Origin of the sequence: Actinotignum vesiculae (assembly GCF_051267215.1) — a bacterium.
In the GTDB taxonomy this organism is placed as follows: domain Bacteria; phylum Actinomycetota; class Actinomycetes; order Actinomycetales; family Actinomycetaceae; genus Actinotignum; species Actinotignum schaalii.
Genome location: NZ_JBOZGG010000029.1, coordinates 1 through 1,337 on the forward strand (window position 1 = coordinate 1; position 1,337 = coordinate 1,337).

The 1,337-nt window shown below is 56.9% G+C and carries 1 protein-coding gene; it reads right to left on the bottom strand.

What is annotated here, in order from left to right; all coding sequences use genetic code 11:
• Positions 1-40: 40 nt before the first annotated feature.
• Positions 41-1,207, bottom strand: coding sequence for an IS1249 family transposase (locus tag ACRQHG_RS09350; protein WP_435720024.1), 1,167 nt, complete (start codon positions 1,205-1,207; stop codon positions 41-43).
• Positions 1,208-1,337 lie beyond the last annotated feature (130 nt).

The window sequence follows — 1,337 nt, forward strand, 5'->3', positions numbered from 1 at the left end:
GGGTTAATAGACAAAAAGTGGGTCTAATGACGGCGTGTCGTTAGCTCCCGATCCGGCCTTTACGGATGTTCAGACCGTCTTCCCACGGGCGCTCCATGTCGATATGGGTATCGATCTCGGCGGGCTTATCGCTGGGCGTGCTAACGGGTTTCTTCCTCACTTGGGTCTTGTTTGACGCGAAATCAGACATCGGCTGGGTGTTGATCGACCTGGAATAAAGCCAATAATCAAGCGCGGTCAGCAGGTGGGGCTGGGACCAGCCACGGTGGATGTGCAGGAATTCTTTCAACGGCGCGTTCACCCCGCCCTCAAGCCGGTTCGTCGTCGACTCAAGCACGGTCGACACGTCCAGGGTCGGATCAAGGAACGTGAAGAGCACGCCTTGTTTGACGTAACGGTCAAGAGAGCCCACGATCTTACGAGTCGGGGTGTGGGTGTACCACCATTTCTTGTTTTTCCGCGCGAAAGAAGGAATATTCTCCTGGCGGGTTTCCTCCCGATAGGTCTTCTCTGCCAGCCATGTGTCGTAAAGCTCGTGGAAGGCGTGTAGCGAGTTTTGCCAGGCGATAGCGCCCTCGCGGGTATCCACTTTGGTTAGGTCGAGAGCGAGCTTGTATAAGGCCTTATGAGCCTCGGTTTGCGGGCGGGTGGTGGTGACTTGGCGGATATTACGTTGCACGTGTACCAGGCAGCGTTGGATGCGTGTGGTGGGCCATTCCTGCTTTATCGCTGCCAGCGCGCCTGCTGCCCCGTCGGTGGTAGCAACGATAGGGGCGGGCAGGCGGCGTAGGAGGGCGAGGTAGGCGGCTTTGGATTCACGGTCGCATAGTTGGTAGGCGATCACGCCTTCTCGCGTGTAAGCGATTAATACGCACCAGTTGTAGGCGATGTAGGTCCCGTCGATGAAGACCTGGTCGTAGACCTGTCCGGTAGGTGTCCAGATGGGGCGGGTTTGCCAGCACCAGGCGTGCTTGCGGTCCCAGGCGCGCGTGTCGCGCGCGCTGAGGCGTCGGGGTGTGGTTGTGGTGATGTAGGTGAGGAATTCAGCGAATTCTTGGGCGTGTTTTTGCCGGTCATCGGTCGCGGTGAAACTGTATTTACATTCCTTGCAATACCAACGCTGACGGCCTTGTTTTGTGAAGCCTTTCTTCTTTGAGGGGCTTGAGCAGATAGGACAGCGTCGGGCGCGGGGATTGAGTGTCTTCACTCCCTGCACATTCCACCGCGAGTGTCAAGGAAGCAAGCTTATTGAGGTGCTCGACCTCAATAAGGCCGACTTTTCGTTGCTATGGCGGGGCAAACCCCGGATATAAGACCCACCATTTGTCTATTAACCC